We start from the raw sequence: 22,081 nt of genomic DNA, 5'->3' as shown, positions 1-22,081 counted from the left end.
CTTAATGGTCACATAAGAATAAATACTGTCTTTATCTGACTTGTTTTAATCGAATCAGATTTAATGGCTGCAGTGTAGGTCAGCTAGGCGAGCAGGATAAAGCGGGATACACTCACAAGATTATTGCTACTGAGCAACAATCACAGATTAATCAAGGACTGCCCGTGCAACGCTGGGATCGTATTGAGGCATTCGTCGAGGTGGTAAGGCTGGGAACATTCTCGGCCGCTGCACGACACTTAAAAGTATCGACATCGCATATCAGCCGCTTGGTGAGCCAGTTGGAAAATCAGTTGGGCGTTCAGCTTTTGTACCGCACAACACGGCAAATTCGCTTAACCGATGCAGGGGCAATCTACGTTGAGCACTGCCGCCATCTCTTTGATGGCCTGCGCGATGCAGAGCAAGCTATCAGCGAGCTTCAGGCAAATCCGCGTGGGCTGCTGAAGCTGACCTCAGCGACGACGTTTGGCGAGCGCTATATCGCTCCACTGGTTAATGACTTCCAGTGTCTGCACCCGCAGCTTGAAGTGCATATGCACTTCACTAATCGCCCCGTAGAAATTATTGAAGAAGGCTATGATATTGCTATTCGCATGGGGGTACTCAAAGACTCTAGCCTGATTGCTCGGCGGCTGTGCGAACGGCAGGAGTATGTCGTGGGATCCCGGGCTTACTTCCGCCAGGCTCCCAGGCCACATACGTTATCGGAACTTAGCCAGCACCGTTGCCTGATGGGCTCACGCCCTAACTGGTTGTTTGAAGTCAACGGGCAGCGCCGCGAAGTTAAAGTGGAAGGCTGCTGGAGCGGCAATTCTGGGCCCGCGCTGCTTGACGCCGCGCTTAAAGGGCTGGGGCTTGCCCAACTGCCGGATTACTACGTAGCCCCCTATCTTGCCAGTGGTGAACTGGTGTCCGTGTTGGAGCCTTTCCAACACAACGATACAGCGGTATGGGCGGTGTATCCCCGTCACCGCCACCTATCACCCAAAATACGCCAGCTCGTCGATTACTTGGTAGCCAATATTGATGCGACGCTACCGCCCCGCCCGTCTGGCTAACACTCGATGGCGTTAACAGCCAAGCCACCTTTTGACGTCTCTTTGTATTTATCTTGCATATCTCGGCCAGTGTCACGCATGGTACGAATCACTTTATCCAACGATACAAAATGGTCTCCATCACCATGCATCGCCATTCTTGCAGCATTGATCGCCTTCACCGAGGCAATGGCGTTTCTCTCAATACACGGCACTTGAACCAATCCCGCTACTGGGTCGCAAGTAAGGCCAAGATTATGTTCTAGACCAATTTCAGCAGCGTTTTCCACCTGTTTTGGCGATCCACCCAGCACTTCAGCAAGCCCAGCGGCTGCCATAGCACAAGCAGAGCCGACCTCCCCCTGACAGCCAACTTCCGCGCCGGAAATCGATGCGTTCTTTTTACATAAAATACCCATCGCTCCCGCCGCCAACAAAAAGGCCACTATGTCATCGTCACAGGCATCTGGCTCAAATTTCAAATAGTACGCCAGCACAGCAGGCACAATACCAGCGGCACCGTTAGTCGGTGCGGTGACCATCCGTTTACCCGCAGCATTCTCTTCATTCACCGCCAGAGCAAACAAATTGACCCAATCCATCACTGTGAAGCTCGACACAATCAAACGTTGATTCTGTGGAGGTGAAAGCAGTTGTTGATGCAGCCCATGGGCACGACGACGAACGTTCAAACCACCGGGCAAATGCCCCGTCGCTTTTAGGCCATTTTCAATACTAGTACGCATTGCTTGCCAAATCGTCAGTAGCTCTGTGCGAATCATCTCTTCACTGCGCCATGCTTTTTCGTTTTCAAACATTAACTCACTGATACGCAGACCATTTTCTTGGCAGAGCGCTAACAATTCATTAGCCGTTTCAAAAGGGTAAGGCAGCGCCGTTTTGTCTTCTTCTAACCCTCCCTGATCGGCGCAGGCTTGGTCGACATAAAAGCCACCACCAAGGGAATAATAGGTATTTGTCGCGATAACCGTATCGTGTTGATAAGCCGTTAACACCATGGCGTTTGGGTGAAATGGTAAGCACTGTTCGTCCCATTCAATATCCCGGGTACGATCAAACGATAGCGTCTGCCCATTGGGCAGCGTTAGTTGAGCGCCTTCATCAAGCGCGCGTAGTCGCTCAGTAATGGTATCTGGATCAATTGACTCTGGCGTTTCCCCCATCAAGCCCATGATGACGGCACCGTCAGTACCATGCCCGATGCCGGTAGAGGCTAACGAACCATGAAGCCGAACCACAATGCGCGTCAGCGACGGTGGTGTAACAGCTTGGCTAAAATCGCGTGCAGCACGCATCGGCCCAACCGTATGAGAGCTTGATGGGCCAATCCCAATTCTAAAGAGATCAAAAACGCTTATTGCCATTGTGTTGTCCGCCCCTCAGCGGTAGTTGTTGATTACCTGTTAGCTACGTTACTGTGCAGCCTTAACCCACCATTAGTCGAGCAGTTCACATTAAGTTCGGCGTGCGGGCATAGAAGGGTGACGATATAATGAATATTCTTCTATGCGTGCTTTTGAGCATCTCACTTAAAACGTTATCTTTCCGATAAGGATGTTGGTATGCCCTCTTCCCCACCGCAGTGGCCAATCAGTTTCGGATATACGCTCCTGCGTGCAACGCTTTATGTGCTTTTTATCGCAGGTATTGCCCAGGGCGGTTATTTCGAAGCTCTCTATCTACCTAACGTGCGCTATACCGAGCTAGGCTTTACGGAATTCGCCCAAACTCTGGTACTGGCCAGCTGTTGTGGCTTATTAATTTATGTGCGCCAAGTACTCAGAGTGTGGCCTACCGTCACGCTTCTATTGCTGGCATTTGTAGCTGCGTCGCTGGTGCGCGAACAGGATTACTTTTTAGATCACTACGTCGCAGACAACACCTGGAAAGTACTGGTATCGTTAATTGTAATACCTAGCCTTGTATGGGTAGTCGTGCATCGCCGCCGATTTATTGAGGAATTCTCTCATTATAGCAACACGTTCGCGTTTGGACTTTTCACTGCTGGCGTTCTTGTTACCTATATCTTCTCTCGCCTTTATGGCCGCCAAGACTTCTGGCGAGCCGTCATGCAGGACGACTATATCCGCGAATTTAAAGATGTCGCAGAAGAAGCCATCGAACTTTTAGGCTATAGCTTGATTCTATTTGCCATGATTGAGCTTCTATTGATTGCTCGGCGTATCTACAAGACGCGCCAAATCCCTCGCTAAGCCTCACTCGCTATCCCATTAGTGCCCTTCGCTATCGCCGCCTAACGCTCTGTATAGGCGGCATTTCATTTTTTACATCTCGCTATACGCAAAGCCATTTGCGCCGCTGTTGGCTTCAACGTAGTGTCGTCCGCCAGACTTATGGGCATTTTTGCTGAAAAATAACCTACTGACGACACAAATCTTATGACAAACTCACAAAATCGCGAAGAAAACCTAAAGCGAGGGGCTTTTACTCGCTTTCTAGATAGCGTTGAGTGGCTGGGTAACCTTCTTCCACATCCTGTTACTCTATTCGCTATTTTATGTGTGCTGGTAGTAATCGCCAGCGGCATCGCCGGAGCATTAGGTGTATCTGTTGCTGATCCTCGCCCTGCTAACGCAGGTGAATGGATAGCGGTTAATTCGTTGCTCAATGCCGAAGGCCTGCGTCGTTTAGTCACTGAAATGGTGACCAACTTCACTAGCTTTGCACCGCTGGGCACGGTGCTGGTGGCCATGCTCGGGGTCGGCGTTGCTGAACACTCCGGCCTGCTTTCAGCCAGCATGCGGGCGCTGGTTCTCAACCGCTCGCCGCGTATTGTCACTTATGCAGTGGTATTTGCCGGCATCATGTCGAACATGGCGGCTGAGCTTGGCTATGTCGTATTGATTCCTTTGGCGGCAATGATCTTCCACTCATTAGGGCGTCATCCATTGGCGGGCCTAGCTGCCGCATTCTGCGGTGTCTCTGGAGGCTACAGCGCTAACCTACTGATCGGCACCGTTGACCCACTGTTATCGGGCATTACCCAGGAAGCAGCGCGCCTTCTCGACCCAGCTTACATTGTGGGTGCAGAAGCCAACTGGTTCTTCATGTTCGCCAGCACGTTCTTCGTCACGCTTATTGGTGGCTTTGTTACTGAGCGCATCGTAGAACCCAAGCTTGGTAAATTCGACTCCACCTACGCTGATAGCGATATTGATAACCAACGCATGGAAGGGCTGTCAGCATCAGAGAAACGCGCCTTAAAAGGGACTGGTCTTGCGACATTAGCTTTAGCCGCACTGGTGGCTGTCATGGTAGTGCCCGAAAGTGGCATATTGCGCAACCCCGAAACAGGGCTGATTAGCGGCTCACCCTTTTTGCGTGGCATTGTGGTGATTGTCGCGGTGTCATTCACCTTATTGGGTTTCGTCTATGGCCGCTTAGCAGGCACCATGCAAAATGATCGCGATATTGTCGATGCCATGGCGAAGAGTATGAGCAGCCTCGGCCTCTATATCGTTCTGGTCTTTTTTGCGGCGCAGTTTGTTGCGCTATTTAACTGGAGCAACTTTGGCACCGTGACAGCCGTTGCAGGTGCCGACCTGCTGCAGTCCTTAGGGCTACGCGGTCCAGGCCTATTCGCGCTGTTTATTATTATGTGCGCGTTCGTCAATCTATCTTTAGGCAGCGCCTCAGCTCAGTGGGCCGTGACGGCTCCGATCTTTGTGCCAATGCTAATGCTGATGGGCTATGCCCCAGAAGTGATTCAAGCGGCGTATCGGATCGGCGATTCAGTGACCAATCTAATTACCCCCATGATGAGCTACTTTGGCTTGATTTTGGCCGTGGCAACCCGCTATCGGAAAGATATGGGAATTGGTACGTTGGTGGCACTCATGCTGCCCTACACGCTATTTATGCTGATTGGCTGGAGCCTGCTGTTCTTTATTTGGGTATTCGTTTTTGGCTTGCCTGTCGGCCCTGGGTCAGCCACGCATTACACGCTGTAAGCTTTATCAACATATAACGCTCATGGCATAACGCAAAAAGCCCGCCGTTCTATGAACGGCGGGCTTTTTGGTCATGGTGGCGACTATCAATTCACCACTCTCTACTTACTAGAGCTTACTGTTCACTCGTCGAGGAACGAGCGCAGCGGCTCAGAGCGACTCGGATGGCGTAGCTTGCGCAACGCCTTCGCTTCGATCTGACGAATCCGCTCGCGAGTAACGTCAAACTGCTTACCCACTTCTTCTAGCGTGTGGTCGGTGTTCATATCGATACCGAAACGCATGCGTAGCACTTTCGCTTCACGTGCGGTTAAACCGCCAAGGACGTTACGCGTCGCTTCGATCAAGCCTTCGCCAGTAGCCATATCAATCGGCAACAGCATAGTGCCGTCTTCGATAAAGTCACCTAAGTGCGAATCGTCGTCGTCACCAATCGGCGTCTCCATAGAGATCGGCTCTTTGGCAATTTTCAACACCTTGCGCACTTTGTCTTCCGGCATTTCTAGACGTTCGCCCAGCTCTTCCGGTGTTGGCTCGCGGCCCATTTCCTGCAGCATCTGGCGAGAAACACGATTGAGCTTGTTGATCGTCTCAATCATGTGCACCGGAATACGGATGGTGCGTGCCTGGTCAGCGATCGAACGCGTAATCGCCTGGCGAATCCACCATGTGGCATAGGTCGAGAACTTGTAGCCGCGGCGATATTCGAACTTATCAACCGCTTTCATCAGACCAATATTGCCTTCCTGAATCAGATCCAAGAACTGCAGACCACGGTTGGTGTATTTCTTAGCAATCGAGATCACCAAACGCAGGTTAGCCTCAACCATCTCTTTCTTGGCACGACGCGCTTTCGCTTCGCCGATAGAGAGTTTGCGGTTAACCTCTTTGAGGTCGGCCACGGTGAGCTGCACCATGTCTTCTTCAAAGGCAATTTTGCGCTGTGAGCGAGCAATATCAGCGCGAAGTGGCTCAAGACGGTCAGCATATTTGGGCTGCGCTTCCTGGAAAGTGTCCAACCATTTTGGATTAGACTCGTACCCGGGGAACGACTTAATGAACGTCTTGCGCGGTACTTTAGCTTTCTTCACGCACAGCTGCATAACCGCTTTTTCTTGGGCACGCACCTGCTCAACACTAATACGTACTTGACCGACCAGCCTCTCAAAATGCTTCGGCACTAGCTTGATTGGCGAAAACAGTTCGGCTAAACGAGCTTGCTCACTTTTAAGTTCAGCACTGCCACGACCATGTTTCGCGAACGCAGCTTCAACAGCGGCATTCTGCTCACGGATTTGTTCGAAACGAGCTTTCGCTTCTTCCGGATCTGGGCCACCTTCACTGGCAGTGCTGTCGTCATCCTCGTCGTCTTCGTCGCTATCGATATCATCATCGCTTAGCTCAGGTTCGGCTTCGGGTTCAGGCACTTCGGCTTCAGCAACGCCAGGGATCCCTTCATCAGGATCAATAAAGCCAGAGAACAAGTCGGACAAGCGACCAGGCGCTTCTTCATCCTGCGTGGCGTCATAAGCATCCAGGATAGAAGCGACAGCGCCGGGCAAATACGCCAGCGCTGACATTACTTCCCGTGTGCCCTCTTCTATCCGCTTGGCGATTTCGATCTCACCTTCGCGGGTTAGAAGTTCAACCGTACCCATTTCACGCATGTACATGCGTACAGGGTCGGTAGTGCGACCGACGTCGCTTTCCACGGCGGCGAGTGCCGCAACGGCCTCTTCCGCAGCGGACTCGTCCGTGGAGTGATCCGACATCATCAAAGTGTCTTCATCTGGCGCTTCTTCAACGACACTGATACCCATGTCGTTGATCATGCCAATGATGTCTTCCACTTGATCCGGGTCGGCGATATCCTCGGGTAGATGGTCGTTGACCTCGGCATAGGTCAGGTAGCCCTGTTCCTTGCCGCGCGCGATCAACTCCTTCAGACGTGACTGCTGCTGCGCATTTCCAGCCATAGAAACCCTATCTCGACGAAGAAGAATGAAACACCTGGGGCGCTGAATCGATTAAACTCAACAAGCCGAACAGTATAGCGTAAATAGCAGGATTTTTTCCAGCGAAACGTATTTGCGCGGTCATTCAGGTGTGTTAGGTTGTTCGGTTAGGCCAGCGCCTGGCGACTGACCCTTTATTTGGTGCCAACGTTAGGGAAATTCAACCCTAGCGCCTCAAACTCTGTTTCAGGTTCTCATCTTCCAAACCCTGATCTTTCAAAAACCGACATCTCGCAGCCCGCTTAGTGTCGTTGAACAAGCTCCATGACTAAGCTTGCCAAACGTTGCCGCTGCGCTTTATCTAGCTTCTGCCCAGAACGCTCTAAATCCAGCAACGCTTGGTACTCTTCCTGAGGCGAGCGCTTGCGCTGAACCTCCACTAGATGCTCAACCAGCCCTGTCAGCTCGGCCTCTCGGGTACCCTTGGGAATCAGCAGCTCCCGTGTCGCCAGCTCAGCCAATACCTGCCCTTCATGACTACCCTGAAAATGTGCCAACACCACTTGCGGGCTGCGATAACGCCCTGCACGCAGTAACTCAATCAAGTCACGACATAGCGGTGTTTCTTCATCTTCCGGCAACCAGTCCAAGGAGTCTGGTAGCGATGCCACTAAGCGAGGCTCATGCAACAGTAGCTGCACAATACGCGCCACGGTAGAAAGCACTTGCGGGCGACGCTGCTGAGAACGCCCCTTTTGTGACTTTTTACCAGAAGGCTTTGCGCTGGTCGGCTGTTCTTCATGATGCTCAAACGACATCATGTCAGGCGACTCAATCGGCTCCCAGTGTGCGGCCTCTTGCGAAGACGCTTTCTGTGCTTCTTTTTGCGCACTGGCAGTTGCTCGTTTATCAAGCAGTGCTTTCAGCTGCGATTGCGCCAACCCACTACGCTTAGCTAACGCCTCCAACAGTAACGATTTGAGCATGCCTTCGGGTACTTTGTTCAATGCTTCAAGCACCTGACTTGCAAACCGCTCACGCCCTTCTACTGTATTCAGGTCACGTCCCTGGGCCGCCTGCTCAAAGAGAAACTCAGATAGCGGCATCGCACAGGTAACGCGATCCTGAAATGCGTCGCTACCTTCACGGCGAACTAGCGTGTCAGGGTCATCACCCTCTGGCAGAAACAGAAAGCGCGCTTCACGACCGTCGATCATCTGCGGCAGTGCTGTTTCTAACGCACGGGTGGCAGCTTGACGTCCTGCACGGTCACCGTCAAAGCAAAACACCACGCGGCTGACTAAACGAAATAGTCGGCTGAGGTGATCTTCTGTCGTAGCAGTTCCCAAGGTTGCGACTGCGTTATTAATACCGTACTGCGCTAGCGCTACTACATCCATGTAGCCTTCAACAATGACGAGCTGCTCAAGCTTGCTTGAGGCTTGGCGCGCCTCATACAACCCATACAGCTCACGCCCTTTGTGAAAAACGGGGGTTTCGGGCGAATTCAGATACTTAGGCTGCTCATCGCCCATTACCCGACCGCCAAACGCAATGGTGCGGCCCCTTAAATCCCGAATAGGAAACATCACTCGATCACGAAAGCGGTCATACGTCCGCCCTGTGTCTTCACGGTGAATTAGCAAGCCGTACTCTATTTGGACAGACTCACCAATACCTCTCGCGCTTAAGTGCTGCTTCAGGGCTTCCCACCCGCCAGGCGCATAGCCAATACCATAGGCACTGACAACGTCTTGCGATAAACCACGCCCTTGCAGATAGCGCTGCGCTCCCTGCCCTTCCTGCATTTTTAGCCGTTCTCGGTAAAAACTGGCAGCAAGCTCAAGAAGGTTAACGCCCTCTTTGCGCTTTTTTTCGCGCTGCTGGGCGCGTGGATCATCGGCACCTTCACGAGGAACCTCTACCCCCAAACGACTAGCTAACTGCTCAACCGCATCGGGAAAGGGCAGTTTGTCGTATTCCATTAGAAAGCGTAGCGCATTACCGTGGGCACCACACCCAAAGCAGTGATAAAACTGCTTATCGGCGCTGACCGTGAACGATGGGGTTTTCTCTTGATGGAAAGGACATAGCCCAGAATAGTTACGCCCGGCCTTTTTAAGCTGCACACGCTCACCAACCACCTCGACCACATCAACGCGGCCTAACAGGTCATCAATAAAACGTTGTGGAATCTGGCCTGCCATGAACTACGGGCATCCTCGCGCAAAGCGCTAGCTCACTTGCCTAGGGTCATCGGGCATACTGCCAGATCACCATAAACAGCGATGAATCAAAACAAAAACAAACGGCCACCTAGTGGCGGCCGCTTGACATCCCTCTTGAGACGACCAGCTAACTGCTCCGGCCCCCTCGGGTACGGATCAATAGAGCCGTTCGAAACGCTTTTGCTCACGCTGAATCTTCTTGGCGTGGCGTTTTACGGCAGCTGCCGCTTTGCGTTTACGCTCAGCAGTCGGCTTCTCATAGTGCTCGCGGCGGCGTACTTCAGAAAGAACACCGGCTTTTTCGCAAGAACGCTTGAAGCGACGCAGGGCGACGTCAAACGGCTCGTTATCACGTACTTTTACAGAAGGCATTAAGCACTCACCTACCTTAAGGAGTCTTGAGTTCGGATAGTACGTACACGCTTAAAGACGCAGTGTACGACCCAGTTTTACAGCGCACAGTAGTCTAGTCTTGGTTGGCGATCTTTGCAAATGCTTACGCGCCTTAAGCATGAGAATGCTAAACTAGGGTGCTGATTAACAGCACTGCTTTTTAACCTGCAACTTTTTAACTTACAACGAGTTCTTCTGCCATGCGCGTACTGGGCATTGAAACGTCTTGCGATGAAACGGGCGTCGCGATTTACGATACTTCGCACACAGGCGGCAGCGGTCTGCTTGCCGATGCGCTGTATAGTCAAATTGCCATGCACGCCGAATATGGCGGTGTGGTACCCGAGCTGGCTTCTCGAGACCATACACGCAAGCTATTGCCGCTGATTGAGCAGGTGTTGCACGACGCCAAAATGACACGGCGCGATTTAGACGGCATTGCCTACACTGCAGGCCCGGGGCTAGTAGGCGCACTGATGGTTGGGGCCAGTACAGCGCACGGCATGGCGCGCGCTCTGGATATCCCGGTACTTGGCGTACACCACATGGAAGGCCACCTATTGGCCCCTATGCTGGAAGACGACGCCCCTGACTTTCCCTTCGTAGCCTTACTAGTCTCTGGTGGGCACACTCAGCTTGTCGAAGTACAAGCTCTCGGGCACTACCAGTTACTTGGTGAATCAGTCGATGATGCCGCTGGCGAGGCCTTTGACAAAGCGGCCAAAATGCTTGGGCTTGCCTATCCTGGCGGCCCTCACGTTGCTAAGCTTGCCGAGCAAGGCGACCCAAAGCGATTTCGCTTTCCACGACCAATGACCGACCGCCCCGGCTTGGACTTCAGCTTTTCCGGCTTAAAAACCCATACGCTGACCGCTATTCGTCAATTAGACGCTGCTGGCGAGCTAGACACCCAGGCCAAGGCTGATGTGGCGAGAGCATTTGAAGAAGCGGTAGTAGATACGCTGGTTATCAAATGTCGCCGCGCATTGGATCAAACCGGATTGAAACGCCTAGTGGTAGCAGGCGGCGTTAGTGCCAATCAACGCCTGCGCGAACGCCTAGCGATTGAAACAGAGAAACGTGACGCACGATCTTATTATCCTCGCGGGCGCTTTTGCACCGACAACGGCGCGATGATCGCTTATGTAGGTGCACAGCGATTGGCGGCGGGTGAGCACGATGAAAGTGGCGTTATGAAGGCTACGCCGCGCTGGCCGTTAGACACCTTAACACCTACCTAATGCCGGCTTTCTACCACCTGCTTAGCCGCGTAAATGCGGCTCTTCTCCTCGGCGCAGGCGGCGAACATTCAGCCCATGGCGGATAAGTACTAACAGGCTGAACCCACTCACGACCACAACATAATCGGGTGCTAGCCAGACGCAGGCCAGCGGCGCGATGAATGCACTAACGAGCGACGCTGCCGCTGCCATACGCAGCCGCCAAACAAGCAGCATCCAGCACACCGCGCTAAGCAGCGCCACGCTGGGCACCAATATCAGCAGCACGCCAAACGCACTGGCTACCGATTTACCGCCGCGAAAACTATGCCACAGCGGATAACTATGGCCCAGCAGAACGGCTAATCCGACTGCACCCTGTAGCCACACAGGTAGCTCCAGTAATTTGGCTGCCAGCACCGCAGGCGCTCCTTTTAACGCATCCAGTAGCAGCGTGGCGACCGCTAAGCGCGGCCCGTAAAGGCGTAATACGTTTGAAAATCCGGGATTACGCGAACCGCAATATCGCGGATCAGGAACACCTGCCAGTCGGCATACGCTCAGCGCCGCTAACCAGCTTCCGCTTAAGTAGCCCACCACGATCCATATCATGCTGCTCACCACCTTGACTCTTACCCAGCGTTAGATCTTACCCAGCTGTCGTTTCGCGCTATCCTCAAGTACAATCGCCCGCTTGTTGACGCTAGGGGAAAAACCTGTGGATCGCATTTTGATCGAAGCGCTGGCAGTAGATACCGTCATCGGTGTGTACGACTGGGAGCGCACTATTGTTCAGTCTCTGAGCTTGGACTTATCGCTCGCAACGGACATCCGTCCCGCTGCCGCTGCCGATGATTTATGCCTGACACTTGATTATGCAGCCATTTGCCAGCGAATTCAGCGCTTTGCCGACGAGCACCAATTTGCCCTTGTCGAGACCTTTGCCGAGCGCCTAGCGAAATGCTTACAGCAGGAATTTTCCATTACCTGGCTGCGCCTTACCGTGCGCAAGCCGGGTGCCGTTCCACAAGCCGCTAGCGTCGGCCTTGAAATCATCCGCGGCACGCTTCCATGAGCTTGGTTACTCTCAGTTTAGGCAGCAATATTGATCCCGACACCCATATTCGCCTGTGCCTAGATGCGCTTGAAGACACGTTTGGCCCCCTTCAAATATCACGCATTTTTGAAAGCGAGCCGGTGGGATTTAACGATAATCGCAACTTTTACAACCTTGTGGTTGCGTTTGATAGCGATTGCTCGGTGGGTGAGCTTCAAGCGTGGTCTAAGCAACTTGAAATTGCCCATGGGCGCACTCCCGATATGATTAAGTGCAGCCCTCGAGCACTGGATATTGACCTGCTTACAGTAGGTGGCATTTGCGGCACCATCGACGGTGTTACCCTGCCACGAGGAGAAATCACGCACAATGCCTTCGTTCTACAGCCGCTAGCGGAGCTACTACCCAATCAGTACCACCCCGTCTATGGTTTGCCTTACGCTGCGCTATGGCAGCGCTTTAAAATGGGTAGTCAACGTTTGTGGGCCATCGATTTTCATTGGCGTGGCCGCTGGATTTCCCGGGCAGATCCTGCGCCAAAGACGGCATCAGCTCGCTGAACAGAACCTACAGCCAACTCTTAGCGCACATTTAACAATGCACGCGCCACTGCCTGCTGGCGGCATTCACGTAGCGCCTTACCTAAGGCTGCTCCACGATATCCTTCGTGCAATAGCGCTTGAGGGTCAACGCTTTGTGCGGCATGCCACGCACGGCTCAGCGGTTCAACCGCTTTCTCGGATAAACGCTTGATGAGCTGTAACTGCGCATTGACCTGCGCGGGCTTACGCCAACCATCCAAACGCTCCAGCCAGTGCAGAACGCGTTCTTCGTTTAACGGCTCAGCCAAAACGCTCATACTCATTGCCACATGGCGCGCAAGCTGCGTCACCGCATTAGGCAATCGCAATCTTATCGCCAGTGCATCACGCTGAGCATCATTCAATACCGACACCAACAACGCGTAGCGCCAGTGAGCCAGTGGAAGTGAGCTATCGATAGCCACCTGCGCGACCGTCTCAAGCGCCATCGCCTCAAGCGCGTTTGCCAGTACAACGTCATCTGTTAGCTCAGGCCACCAAGCAGCCAGCGCCTCGCAACCGTTTAAGGCGGTGAAGTAACGGTCAGGATTTGGTTCACCCAACGCTTTTTCGGTTTCGACCCACACTCGCTCCGCAGCAAGGTGGCTAAGCTCACCACTGCGGCTTACATCTCGCATTAGTTCGAGGGTTTCAGGCGCAATGGCAAACCCTAAGTGCGCATAACGGGCAAGAAAGCGTGCAGTGCGAAGCACCCGTAAGGGATCTTCACTAAATGCCGGGGACACATGGCGTAATAGGCGCTGCTCAATATCTCGCTGACCATTAAAGGGGTCGGTCAACGCACCATCAAAGCGCTGCGCAATCGCGTTGATGGTTAAATCACGCCTTGAAAGGTCTTCTTCTAAGGTCACATCAGGACTTGCGTGTACTTCAAAGCCACCATAACCGTGGCCAGACTTTCTCTCAGTGCGCGCTAGCGCATACTCTTCGGCGGTATCAGGATGCAGGAATACCGGAAAATCGCGCCCCACTGGTTTAAAACCTCTCCGCTGCATGATTTCTGGCGTGGCACCGACGACGACCCAATCATTATCCACTACCGGCCAGCCTAACAGCGTATCGCGCACTGCCCCGCCAACACGATAAACGTTGAGTCCTTTGGTTTTCGCATCTACCTGAAACACGGCTATCGCCCTTTTTTAATGCCTCGTGTTTTAATGCCTCGGCTGACAGCTCGGTACGCTGGTGCGTTCACCCGATTCTAGGTTGAGAGCGGTTAACGACCCGCCCCACACGCAACCAGTATCCAGCGCTTCAACCTTTATCTTTGCGTTCGGGGTGCAACCCTCTAGTGCCGCCCAGTGTCCGAATAACAGTTGAAGCGCATCTGCTCTTGGGTACTGAAACCATGGAGCAAACCCTTCAGGAGCACTTTCCAAGCCTTCTTTGGCAGCGAAGTCTAGCCGACCATTAGCGTCGATAAAGCGCATTCGGGTAAAGACATTGACGAGACAGCGCAAACGATCAACCCCTTCCAGGTCGTCACGGAACTGGTCAGGCTGATTACCAAATAACTGCGTTAAAAATTCACCCGCACGCTCACTGAGCAAAGCCGCTTGCACTTCTTGACTAAACGATACCGCCTGATCGGCGCGCCACGTGGGCAACACGCCCGCATGGGTCATCAGCGTGTTATTTTCATAAATTGCCAATGGCTGGCTTTGCAGCCAATCCAGCAACTGCTCGCGCTGCGGTGTAGCAAGAATGTCGCTTAGGGTGTCATTTTTTTTCAGTCTGCCGCCGCCACGAGCCGCCACCAACAAATGAAAGTCGTGGTTACCCAGCACGCATCGGGCAGCACTGCCTAACGCCTGCACTTCCTGCAAACAGGCGAGCGAGCCAGGGCCGCGATTGACTAAGTCGCCGACAAGCCAGAGCGCATCGTTTGCTGGATTGAAGCTCAGCTGCTCTAGCAAACTGACAAACTCGGCATGACAGCCGTGCAGATCACCAATGACATAGGTGCTCATGGCTACCCCTTTTAGAGAATGGTCAATGAAGCTGACGCGGCACCGCTAGCCTAAAAGGTGCAATGGGCACATCGAAAGCACGCTGGGTGTAGGTATTAAGCAGCGTATAAGCGCCTTCCATGACGCCTACCGGCGTTTGCAGAATAGCCCGACTGGTGTAGCGAAAACGCTGCCCAGGGCCAATTAATGGCTGCTGGCCCACCACTCCTTTGCCACGTACCTCTTGGCTGTCGCCGTTACCTTGGGTAATTTTCCAGTAGCGCGCCATGAGCTGCACGCTATGAGGGCTTTGGTTATGCACCGTCACGGTGTAACTAAACACAAAGCGCGACTCACTGTCGTTTGACTCGGCAGTACGGTACTCAGGCGCGACGCTAACTTCAATGGCAAGACCACTCACGCGCCTTCACTCCCCTTACCACTAAGCGCTTCATCAGCAGCCACTTGGTTGGCAATGGTGACGTACTCCGCAACCGTCAGGGTTTGTGGACGCCGTGCGGGATCAATACCTAGCGCTTCTAATGTTTCTGCACTCACCCTGCCTTTAAGATTATTGCGCAGTGTTTTACGCCGCTGACCAAACGCCAACTTGACCAGCTCAAACAGCAGCGCTGGGTCATCAGCTGTTTGGGGCAAGCTTTCGTGAGGCGTTAGCCTAACAATGGCGGAGTCAACTTTAGGTCTGGGAACAAAGGCTTCCGGCGGTACGATGAACAGCTGATCAACGTGGCAGTAATACTGAGCCATCACCGACAAGCGCCCCCAATCAGTGCTGCCTGGCTCAGCGGCCAAGCGCTCAACGACCTCTTTTTGCAGCATAAAGTGCATATCGGCAATGGCGTTACCCATGGTTAACAGATGCACAATTAACGGCGTCGAGATGTTGTAAGGCAGGTTACCGACGACTCGTAGCGCAGGACCATCTCCTTTTAGCGCGGCGAAATCAAACTTTAGCGCGTCACCTTCATGAATAACAAAGTCGGGGTAGTTAAAAAACTGCACTCTCAAGCCAGGAATAAGGTCACGGTCTAATTCAATGACTTCAAGCTTTCCTGCCGCCTCTAGCAACGGAGCAGTGAGCGCGCCTTGTCCAGGGCCAATTTCGACGAGTCGGTCGCTTTCGCGGGGTCCAATGGCACGGACAATACGCGAAATGATGCCGAGGTCACGCAGAAAGTTTTGACCAAAGCGTTTACGAGCGCGGTGCTGCTGAGGCACTTGAGACATCTAACAGTGTTCCTTGGAGGGTTGATTCATAAAGCAATTAAGGCATTGCCGCGCTGAGCAGCAAGTCGCTTTGCCAGCGCTAAGGCAACGCCTAAGCTATTGGGGTCGGCAATACCGCGGCCAGCTAAACTGAGCGCAGTACCGTGGTCGACCGAAGTACGTACCAGCGGCAGACCAAGTGTAATATTCGCCGCCTGACCAAAGCCTGCGTATTTTAGCACTGCCAGCCCCTGGTCATGATACATCGCCAGTACCGCATCAACGCCCGCCAAATGGCGTGGTGTGAAAAGCGTATCGGCAGGTAGAGGGCCTTGAACATCCAAACCTTCAGCGCGCAGCGCCTCCAGCGCAGGGATAATAACATCGAGTTCTTCGCGCCCTAAATGACCATCTTCTCCGGCATGGGGGTTTAGCCCACACACGGCAATGCGTGGGGCGACGATCCCAAACTGGTTTTTCAGATCAGTCGCGAGCAAACGGCTAATACGGGTGATTTTGTCGTAGGTAACTGCATCTGCCACTTCACGCAGCGGTAGGTGAGTGGTGACAAGCGCGACGCGTAGGTCACTGCTGCCCTGCCAACGACTCGACTGGGCGTGCAGCGCCTGGTCAGTAGCCAATAACATCACGACTTCATCAACTCCACAGGCATCGCGCAGCCATTCGGTGTGGCCAGTGAAGCTGGGAAAGCCTCCCTCGATAATCACCCCTTTATGAAGCGGCGCGGTGACCATTGCCGCTGCATGCCCTTGCTGACAGGCGTCTACAGCGATTTGCAGCGTTTCTAGCACATAGCCTGCATTAGCAGAATTGAGCACACCAGGAATGACTGGCTCGCGCAGTGCAGCGTGCCACACGACCAATCGCCCTGGCGAGGAAGCCTCCCTACTTCCAGGGGCTGCTTCTACCACGTCTAGATGAAGCCCAAGTAGCGCCGCACGCTGCTTCAGCAACCCCGTATCGCCAATGGCCACCGAATTATTCAGTTGGCCATTGGCGGCCAGCATCAGCGTAATCTCTGGCCCGATGCCCGCAGGCTCTCCGGTAGTAACCAGCAGTGGCGCGTTATTGCTCATTAGGATGGCTCATTAAAGGCGAATATCAACGAAGGCCTGTTCACGCATTTCACGCTGCCAAGTCTGCAGCTCTTCGTTCGCACGACGCTGGAAAATAGCCTGACGAACCTGCTCACGACGGCTTTCTTCCGTCACGTCCTGACGGCGACGTTCAAGCACTTCAATCACGTGGTAACCAAACTGGGAGCGCACAGGCTCAGATAGCTGGTTAACACTCAGTGACCCCATGGCCTCTTCGAAGGCTGGCACCGTTTGTCCTGGGCGTACCCAGCCAAGCTCACCGCCATTCATGGCACTGCCACGGTCGTCACTAAATTCACGAGCAACAGACGCGAAGTCTGCCCCTTGCTGTAAACGCTGACGTGCCTGCTCAGCACGGGCGCGGGCCTGGTTCTCATTGCGCGTTGGCGTTAACTCCACCAAAACGTGGCGAGCACGCGCTTCTTCAATGAATGCCTGACCTTGCTGAGATGGCTGCTGATTCAAGAAGCGTTCAACGTCACGATCAGTCACGGTGACACGCTGACTAATTTGGCGCTGCTGCACTTGGCGCATCAGTATTTCGCGGCGTACCTCTTCACGCACGTCAGCCAGCGTCATGCCATCCGCTTCCACGGCATCGGCAAACTCTTCTAGCGTCATGCCATTAGACTCTGCAATGGAGCGCACTTGGCGATTAAGCTCCGTGTCGTCCACGCTAAGATTGGCCTGGCGAGCCATCTGGAGTTGGATTTCATCCATCACCATGCGCTCTAGCACCTGCTGTGCCAGTTGGCTACGGGGCGGTAAGTTACCACCTTGGGCCTGCGCCTGTTGCTCCACCTGGGCAATGCGGTCGTCAAGTTCGCTGCGCATGATGACCCCGTCATTGACGACAGCCACAACGCTATCCAGCATTTGCCGCTGGGTCGATTCAAAATTTTGTGCGTAAACCGACAGCGGTACAAGCGTAGCACTCGTTCCAAGGCAGAGCGCCATCATGCCGCCAGCAGAAAGCAGTTTTGCCCGCTTTTTCAAGCCATCGGTCAGCAGGGTCTTTCTGGTAGTCATAAAGAATCTCTTTCAGTCAGTCGCCATTTAACAAAATCGTTACAGGGGCGTTGGGCGGTAGCCAGGAATGGCCTGTTCAAAGTAGCCGTCAGCCTGTTGACCAACGCCACCAAGGCCACGGAATACAAAGCGTAAAAATAACCCGCGGTCGTTAAAGTCATCACCCACGCGGGCGGTGTCGTTATCGTCTACCCACTCACGCCATACCAGCTGTAAGCCATAGCAGCAGTCGTTCCACTGAACACCGGCCAGACGTTCAAGCGCACGGTCATTGGTTTGATCGTGCAGGTAGCGACCAATCAAATCAATCCTCGGGCTGGCTTTCCAAGCAAGTGACAGATCCCACTCTTCTCGACTGTAATCTCTAAAGCCGTCATCACCGGGTACGACGCCTGGATCGAAACCTTCGATCTCCCAACGATAACCAAGGTTCACTACGTGACCGGCGGGATGACGATAACGTGCATCAACGCTAGAGCGCTCGGTCTGTTCACGCTGGTCGTCGTATAACCATTCATAGCCTGCGCTCCACCGATCATTAATCTGCCAATCGAGCCTTGTAACCAACGGAGAACGGTCGCGGGTAGCCTGGTAGCGGCTTAGAGGGTTCACGTTAGGATCATCTTCTGGATGAGCAGGTAGCGTATCTGGATCGCCCTCGCTATCGATGCGACGTTCGGAAAAATAAACACTTTGCCCAACCCCTAGGGTCAACCGATCCCGTCCAGAGGCGTCTTCAATAAAGCGAGATTGTACGCCCAGCGACACGCGATTAAGGTCACCTAAGCGATCTGCGCCTGAGAAGCGATGAGGAGACCATAGCTGATCCCACGAGAATGCTCGCTCGCGGCTGTCAAAATCAGGCAGTTGCGTTTGATTAGTGCGCGGGACGTACGCATAGTTCAAACGTGGTTCAAGGGTCTGGCGATAGTCTTGACCACGCAGCTCAAGCTCACGTTCAAACACAAGGCCACTATCAATTGATGTGACCGCTGCGCTGCGGGTGGGAGACGTTCCCCGGTCAGTGACGCGATCGCCATAATCCAGCTCATAGGCGGTATGCCAAAGCTCGGTACGCGGCTCGATATAGCCCCAGGGCTGTTCAAAACGCCAACCGATTACCGGCGTGAGGTGCAGGCGCGTGCCGGTGGCAGCTTCGCGTTCTGGCACCTGTCGCTCGTCTACGTCACGCCAAAAATAAGTCGCGTTAGAGCGCCATTGTGTATAGAGACCGTTGCTCAACTGCCAGTCAGAGTTGGCTGTCAAACTTGGCAGACGGTAAAAGGGTTTGTCGGAATCACTTAACGGGTCTTCCAACCTCTGAAAGCCTTGGGCACGGGCATCTAACCGCCAACGCTCGCCGCGGTAATCTACCTGAGCTAACCGCTCCATACTAACGCGTTCATTATTGCCAAACTCACCACCAAAATCATCAAAATAGCGCCCATCACTGGCGGCACCATAACGTAATTGGTAATCACTGCGAGGCGTCAGTGTCCCTGCATGTTTAGCATCGATATACCAGCGGTCATTACCTTCAAAGCGATTATCACCATTGTTACTGCCGTCATCGCTCCTGATATATCCACCGTCTACCGTTCCTCGACTCTCTTCAAGCAAGTAGCGGTACTCACCATTGAGCAGCAGACCACGATCCGACATCCAGCGCGGCGTAATAGTGGCATCATGATTGGGCGCTATATTCCAGTAAAAGGGCTGAGCATAGTCAAACCCCTCATTGGAAAAGCTAACAGAAGGTGACAGCAACCCTGTATGGCGACGGTCATCAATGGGAAAACGCAGCCAGGGCCAATAGAAAATTGGCACGTCTTTAACTTCTAAACGTGCATGTCGCGCGGTGCCAAATCCTTCAGCTTGGTTCAGCTTTATATCGCTACTAACGAGTTGCCAGCTATTCGTGCCTGGATCACACGTCGTAAATGAAGCATTTCGCAGACGATATTGCTCTTCACCGGTTTGCTCTAACTGGCTGGCCTGGCCCCGTAAATGCTGTTGGTAAAGCACATAGTGGCTGTTGCGTAACGAGGCCCGATCATCGTTCAGCATTAGTGTAGCTTGCTCGCCACGCACCAACGCTTGGCCATCACGTATGGCTAGATTACCCTCTGCATCTACTCGCTGGCGGTCTGCAGGTAAGTACATCTGCGCCGCTTGCAGCTCCGTGTTTCCGCGACGTAGTACAACATCGCCGCGCAACAGCGCTTCACCATCTGCGGCGTAATCGACTTCCTGAGTCTCAACCGACAACGTTTCAGGGTTATCTTCCGCTGGCAAGCGGTAGCCAGGCATCACATAACGCCCTCGACACAGCTGGTGCGGTGCTTCATCTTGGCTCCAGGCCTGCCAGTCCAGCGCCTCAGCAGGCAGCGACTGGCCTTGTGCCAACGCTGAAAATGAGGCGCCAGCGAGCAAACTGCCCAACAGCGTGTGCGCAACCGGTACGGTACGCGAGATTCGCTTGCCCATGTTCGTTATCCTTGGCATCCAGAATCGGTATTATACAGCCCGCATGATGCCCGACCAGCAAGGAGCTTGCATGTCCTCTTCTAGGATTGACGCCCTCACCCAGTGGGCGGCTGAACAAAATGGCCTAAATAGCGCCGCTATTCGACTCTCTCCAGCCGGTGGTGACGCCAGTTTCCGGCGCTATTTCCGGCTAACACTGCCTCATGGCGGCACTCAAATAGTAATGGATGCGCCCCCCGCCCAGGAAGACTCAACGCCTTTCGTCGCTATCGGAAAACGCTGGTACGCGGCAAAACTGCCCGTTCCGAATATTTACGCCGCCGACCTCGACGCGGGTTTTTTGCTGCTTGATGACCTTGGGGATACCCCTTTACAGGCGCTATTCACTGATGAGGCGCGTATTCAACAAACCCATTTGGATGCGCTGACCTTGCTTGCCAAGTTACAAAACCACGCTAATCCCGCCACGCTACCGCCATACGATGCGGCGCTGCTGGGTCGAGAGCTAGACCTCTTTCCTGAGTGGTGTTTAGGTAGTTGGCTGTCGCTACCAACGCCTAGCAGTTGGGATGCACTGCGTGGATACCTCATTGAACAGGCACTTGAGCAACCCGTTGTCAGCGTACATCGCGATTATGATGCGATGAATATCATGGTGCACGATCAGCAGCTATACATGATTGACTTTCAAGACGCAGTTGCTGGGCCAATCAGTTACGACGTTATTTCCTTACTACGCGGACGTTACTGCCGTTTTTCTCAGGCGCAGTTTATGCAGTTCGTCGACTCCTTTTATCGCCAAGCGCGACAAGATGGGCGTCTCTCTCGCCATGTCAGTAACGATGAATTTCTGACCCAATGCCAAGCGATGGCCGCTCAACGCTGTCTAAAAGTACTTGGTATTTTTTGCCGCTTAACGCTTCGCGATGCAAAACAAGGCTATTTATCACGCCTGCCGCATTTTTTGGCGCATTTAGAAGATAGCCTAACTGCGCTTCCCCAGCACAGCGAGTTTGCTGAATGGGTAAGTGACACACTGCGTCCCGCCATTGCCCTACGTTTAGCGGAAAGCACGTTATGAAGGCGATGATTTTAGCCGCGGGCCTAGGCAAACGGATGCGGCCACTTACCGACCACTGCCCAAAACCACTGTTACCGGTAGGCGATAAGCCACTTATTGTGCACCATCTCGAACGGCTCAAGCGTGCTGGCATTGATGAAGTGGTCATCAACGTGAGCTATCGCGCAGAGCAGATCATGGCAGCGCTAGGTGATGGAAGCGACTATCAGTTACGGATTCTTTGGAGTCATGAAGAGACCCCCTTAGAAACCGGTGGTGGTATTCAAAAGGCACTGCCCCTTCTTGGCGATGCTCCGTTTCTTCTGGTCAATGGGGACGTCTGGTGCGATTACACTCCCTCAGAATCGTTGCTACGGGGAAGTGACCTAGCCCATCTTGTGCTAGTAGATAACCCTTCTCACCACCCCAGCGGCGATTTTTCCCTTATCGACGGGCGCGTTGAAGTGGAAGGCCGCCAGCGCCTCACCTTTGCAGGTATTAGCCTGCTACACCCTGAGCTACTTTCTGATCAGCCGCCAGGGGTGTTCGCCCTGGCACCGCTGCTTAAGCAGGCGATGGCTGGCAACCGCGTCAGTGGTGAACATTTTTCAGGCCACTGGGTCGATGTGGGAACCCCAGAGCGACTAGAGGTTCTTGAACGCCATCTTCTGGCGTAAACGGGCAGTAGCGACGAAGAAGTGCGTCTACCGCTAGAAATGTTATG

At 53.5% G+C, this 22,081-nt stretch carries 20 protein-coding genes; 8 read left to right on the top strand and 12 right to left on the bottom strand.

All coding sequences use genetic code 11. The annotated features are described in order from the left end of the window. The first annotated feature begins 164 nt into the window (after window positions 1–164). The gene (locus tag L1X57_RS10110; RefSeq protein ID WP_009721439.1) at window positions 165–1,061 is read left to right on the top strand and encodes a LysR family transcriptional regulator; all 897 of its coding nucleotides are present in this window, start codon (window positions 165–167) and stop codon (window positions 1,059–1,061) included. Here L1X57_RS10110 and L1X57_RS10105 read toward each other — a convergent pair. Beyond that, entirely contained in the window at window positions 1,058–2,425 is a 1,368-nt protein-coding gene (locus L1X57_RS10105) for an L-serine ammonia-lyase (RefSeq protein WP_009721438.1), read from the bottom strand. The two genes, L1X57_RS10110 and L1X57_RS10105, sit on opposite strands and share 4 nt — an antisense overlap. Before the next feature lie 198 nt (window positions 2,426–2,623). On the opposite strand from L1X57_RS10105, the gene L1X57_RS10100 reads away from it, so the two are divergent. Both L1X57_RS10100 and L1X57_RS10095 read left to right on the top strand, forming a co-directional pair. Beyond that, window positions 2,624–3,274: a hypothetical protein gene (locus L1X57_RS10100; RefSeq protein ID WP_009721437.1), complete on the top strand. Its 651-nt coding sequence runs from the start codon at window positions 2,624–2,626 to the stop codon at window positions 3,272–3,274. Window positions 3,275–3,460: 186 nt separating this feature from the next. Then, the gene (locus tag L1X57_RS10095) at window positions 3,461–5,032 is read left to right on the top strand and encodes an AbgT family transporter (protein ID WP_009721436.1); all 1,572 of its coding nucleotides are present in this window, start codon (window positions 3,461–3,463) and stop codon (window positions 5,030–5,032) included. A 122-nt stretch (window positions 5,033–5,154) separates the two neighbouring features. Here the strand turns inward: L1X57_RS10095 and rpoD are convergent, their stop codons facing one another. The 3 genes from rpoD to rpsU form a co-directional block, all read right to left on the bottom strand. Then, on the bottom strand, window positions 5,155–7,008 hold the full coding sequence (gene rpoD, locus L1X57_RS10090; protein WP_009721435.1) for an RNA polymerase sigma factor RpoD: 1,854 nt from the start codon (window positions 7,006–7,008) through the stop codon (window positions 5,155–5,157). Between the two features lie 281 nt (window positions 7,009–7,289). Beyond that, window positions 7,290–9,194, bottom strand: a complete 1,905-nt coding sequence (dnaG, locus tag L1X57_RS10085; protein WP_009721434.1) for a DNA primase — start codon at window positions 9,192–9,194, stop codon at window positions 7,290–7,292. Window positions 9,195–9,371: 177 nt separating this feature from the next. Continuing rightward, window positions 9,372–9,587 carry a 30S ribosomal protein S21 gene (rpsU, locus tag L1X57_RS10080; protein WP_007113641.1) on the bottom strand — a complete coding sequence of 72 codons (216 nt, stop codon included), beginning with the start codon at window positions 9,585–9,587 and terminating at the stop codon, window positions 9,372–9,374. A gap of 221 nt (window positions 9,588–9,808) precedes the next feature. Between rpsU and tsaD the strand changes: the two genes are divergently transcribed. Beyond that, the gene (gene tsaD, locus L1X57_RS10075; RefSeq protein ID WP_009721433.1) at window positions 9,809–10,849 is read left to right on the top strand and encodes a tRNA (adenosine(37)-N6)-threonylcarbamoyltransferase complex transferase subunit TsaD; all 1,041 of its coding nucleotides are present in this window, start codon (window positions 9,809–9,811) and stop codon (window positions 10,847–10,849) included. Between the two features lie 21 nt (window positions 10,850–10,870). On the opposite strand, the gene plsY is transcribed toward tsaD, so the two are convergent. Further along, the gene (plsY, locus tag L1X57_RS10070; RefSeq protein ID WP_009721432.1) at window positions 10,871–11,440 is read right to left on the bottom strand and encodes a glycerol-3-phosphate 1-O-acyltransferase PlsY; all 570 of its coding nucleotides are present in this window, start codon (window positions 11,438–11,440) and stop codon (window positions 10,871–10,873) included. Between the two features lie 106 nt (window positions 11,441–11,546). On the opposite strand from plsY, the gene folB reads away from it, so the two are divergent. Together folB and folK are read left to right on the top strand one after the other, a co-directional pair. Continuing rightward, on the top strand, window positions 11,547–11,903 hold the full coding sequence (gene folB / locus L1X57_RS10065; protein WP_009721431.1) for a dihydroneopterin aldolase: 357 nt from the start codon (window positions 11,547–11,549) through the stop codon (window positions 11,901–11,903). Next, entirely contained in the window at window positions 11,900–12,445 is a 546-nt protein-coding gene (folK, locus tag L1X57_RS10060; RefSeq protein WP_009721430.1) for a 2-amino-4-hydroxy-6-hydroxymethyldihydropteridine diphosphokinase, read from the top strand. The genes folB and folK overlap by 4 nt, the downstream gene beginning before the upstream one ends. Window positions 12,446–12,465: 20 nt before the next feature. Here folK and L1X57_RS10055 read toward each other — a convergent pair whose 3' ends face one another. Genes L1X57_RS10055 through L1X57_RS10025 form a run of 7 tightly spaced genes read right to left on the bottom strand, consistent with a single transcriptional unit; the run spans window position 12,466 to window position 20,297 of the window. Further along, window positions 12,466–13,611 carry a polynucleotide adenylyltransferase gene (locus L1X57_RS10055; protein ID WP_009721429.1) on the bottom strand — a complete coding sequence of 382 codons (1,146 nt, stop codon included), beginning with the start codon at window positions 13,609–13,611 and terminating at the stop codon, window positions 12,466–12,468. 30 nt (window positions 13,612–13,641) lie between these two features. Continuing rightward, window positions 13,642–14,457 carry a symmetrical bis(5'-nucleosyl)-tetraphosphatase gene (locus L1X57_RS10050; RefSeq protein WP_009721428.1) on the bottom strand — a complete coding sequence of 272 codons (816 nt, stop codon included), beginning with the start codon at window positions 14,455–14,457 and terminating at the stop codon, window positions 13,642–13,644. Between the two features lie 22 nt (window positions 14,458–14,479). Further along, entirely contained in the window at window positions 14,480–14,857 is a 378-nt protein-coding gene (gene apaG, locus L1X57_RS10045) for a Co2+/Mg2+ efflux protein ApaG (protein WP_009721427.1), read from the bottom strand. Then, window positions 14,854–15,684 carry a 16S rRNA (adenine(1518)-N(6)/adenine(1519)-N(6))-dimethyltransferase RsmA gene (rsmA, locus tag L1X57_RS10040; protein WP_009721426.1) on the bottom strand — a complete coding sequence of 277 codons (831 nt, stop codon included), beginning with the start codon at window positions 15,682–15,684 and terminating at the stop codon, window positions 14,854–14,856. Before rsmA ends, apaG begins: the two co-directional genes overlap by 4 nt. A 26-nt stretch (window positions 15,685–15,710) precedes the next feature. Continuing rightward, the gene (gene pdxA, locus L1X57_RS10035; protein ID WP_009721425.1) at window positions 15,711–16,760 is read right to left on the bottom strand and encodes a 4-hydroxythreonine-4-phosphate dehydrogenase PdxA; all 1,050 of its coding nucleotides are present in this window, start codon (window positions 16,758–16,760) and stop codon (window positions 15,711–15,713) included. 12 nt (window positions 16,761–16,772) lie between these two features. After that, window positions 16,773–17,810 (bottom strand): peptidylprolyl isomerase, encoded by a 1,038-nt coding sequence (locus L1X57_RS10030; protein ID WP_009721424.1) that lies wholly within the window; start codon window positions 17,808–17,810, stop codon window positions 16,773–16,775. Window positions 17,811–17,849: 39 nt separating this feature from the next. Continuing rightward, window positions 17,850–20,297 carry an LPS-assembly protein LptD gene (locus tag L1X57_RS10025; protein ID WP_009721423.1) on the bottom strand — a complete coding sequence of 816 codons (2,448 nt, stop codon included), beginning with the start codon at window positions 20,295–20,297 and terminating at the stop codon, window positions 17,850–17,852. 70 nt (window positions 20,298–20,367) lie between these two features. On the opposite strand from L1X57_RS10025, the gene L1X57_RS10020 reads away from it, so the two are divergent. Together L1X57_RS10020 and murU are read left to right on the top strand one after the other, a co-directional pair. Continuing rightward, complete coding sequence (locus L1X57_RS10020; RefSeq protein WP_009721422.1) at window positions 20,368–21,378, top strand: aminoglycoside phosphotransferase family protein; 1,011 nt, start codon at window positions 20,368–20,370, stop codon at window positions 21,376–21,378. Then, window positions 21,375–22,034 (top strand): N-acetylmuramate alpha-1-phosphate uridylyltransferase MurU, encoded by a 660-nt coding sequence (gene murU, locus L1X57_RS10015; protein WP_009721421.1) that lies wholly within the window; start codon window positions 21,375–21,377, stop codon window positions 22,032–22,034. Before L1X57_RS10020 ends, murU begins: the two co-directional genes overlap by 4 nt. Window positions 22,035–22,081: the final 47 nt, after the last annotated feature.

This window comes from Halomonas sp. TD01 (genome assembly GCF_923868895.1).
Lineage (GTDB): Bacteria > Pseudomonadota > Gammaproteobacteria > Pseudomonadales > Halomonadaceae > Vreelandella.
This window is presented reverse-complemented; position numbering and strand designations above follow the sequence as displayed.

What these genes read in the sequence shown, in the direction of transcription:
- L1X57_RS10105 (WP_009721438.1), bottom strand. Translation starts at nt 2,425, where the DNA reads ATGGCAATAAGCGTTTTTGATCTCTTTAGAATTGGGATTGGCCCATCA.
- L1X57_RS10100 (WP_009721437.1), top strand. Translation starts at nt 2,624, where the DNA reads ATGCCCTCTTCCCCACCGCAGTGGCCAATCAGTTTCGGATATACGCTC.
- L1X57_RS10095 (WP_009721436.1), top strand. Translation starts at nt 3,461, where the DNA reads ATGACAAACTCACAAAATCGCGAAGAAAACCTAAAGCGAGGGGCTTTT.
- rpoD (WP_009721435.1), bottom strand. Translation starts at nt 7,008, where the DNA reads ATGGCTGGAAATGCGCAGCAGCAGTCACGTCTGAAGGAGTTGATCGCG.
- dnaG (WP_009721434.1), bottom strand. Translation starts at nt 9,194, where the DNA reads ATGGCAGGCCAGATTCCACAACGTTTTATTGATGACCTGTTAGGCCGC.
- rpsU (WP_007113641.1), bottom strand. Translation starts at nt 9,587, where the DNA reads ATGCCTTCTGTAAAAGTACGTGATAACGAGCCGTTTGACGTCGCCCTG.
- tsaD (WP_009721433.1), top strand. Translation starts at nt 9,809, where the DNA reads ATGCGCGTACTGGGCATTGAAACGTCTTGCGATGAAACGGGCGTCGCG.
- plsY (WP_009721432.1), bottom strand. Translation starts at nt 11,440, where the DNA reads ATGATATGGATCGTGGTGGGCTACTTAAGCGGAAGCTGGTTAGCGGCG.
- folK (WP_009721430.1), top strand. Translation starts at nt 11,900, where the DNA reads ATGAGCTTGGTTACTCTCAGTTTAGGCAGCAATATTGATCCCGACACC.
- L1X57_RS10050 (WP_009721428.1), bottom strand. Translation starts at nt 14,457, where the DNA reads ATGAGCACCTATGTCATTGGTGATCTGCACGGCTGTCATGCCGAGTTT.
- rsmA (WP_009721426.1), bottom strand. Translation starts at nt 15,684, where the DNA reads ATGTCTCAAGTGCCTCAGCAGCACCGCGCTCGTAAACGCTTTGGTCAA.
- pdxA (WP_009721425.1), bottom strand. Translation starts at nt 16,760, where the DNA reads ATGAGCAATAACGCGCCACTGCTGGTTACTACCGGAGAGCCTGCGGGC.
- L1X57_RS10030 (WP_009721424.1), bottom strand. Translation starts at nt 17,810, where the DNA reads ATGACTACCAGAAAGACCCTGCTGACCGATGGCTTGAAAAAGCGGGCA.
- L1X57_RS10025 (WP_009721423.1), bottom strand. Translation starts at nt 20,297, where the DNA reads ATGGGCAAGCGAATCTCGCGTACCGTACCGGTTGCGCACACGCTGTTG.
- L1X57_RS10020 (WP_009721422.1), top strand. Translation starts at nt 20,368, where the DNA reads ATGTCCTCTTCTAGGATTGACGCCCTCACCCAGTGGGCGGCTGAACAA.
- murU (WP_009721421.1), top strand. Translation starts at nt 21,375, where the DNA reads ATGAAGGCGATGATTTTAGCCGCGGGCCTAGGCAAACGGATGCGGCCA.